This window comes from Desulfopila sp. IMCC35006 (genome assembly GCF_005116645.1).
Lineage (GTDB): Bacteria > Desulfobacterota > Desulfobulbia > Desulfobulbales > Desulfocapsaceae > Desulforhopalus_A.
Genome location: NZ_SWCM01000083.1, coordinates 1 through 255 on the forward strand (window position 1 = coordinate 1; position 255 = coordinate 255).

1 protein-coding gene is annotated in these 255 nt (G+C 46.3%); it reads left to right on the top strand.

The window, feature by feature from the left end; all coding sequences use genetic code 11:
* Positions 1–255: ATPase, T2SS/T4P/T4SS family (locus tag FCL47_RS24225; protein ID WP_167496632.1), on the top strand; the 255-nt coding region annotated here is incomplete at both ends.

Sequence of the window (255 nt, forward strand, 5' to 3'; positions counted from 1 at the left end):
CAGATCGTCTGCAGGTCCGTTTTCGTGAAGATGGTGTTCTGCGTCATTATAAAGATTTTCCTGCCGATATCATCCCGACTTTGACGAGTCGAACAAAAATTATGTGTGGAGCCGACATAGCTGAAAAGCGCCGGCATCAGGGCGGGCGGATCCTTTTCGAGTACGATGAGGGCAGTATTGATATTCGAGTGTCTTTTTTCGTAACCATACATGGGGAAAAGATTGTTTTCAGGCTGCTGAAGCAAAAACGAGAAC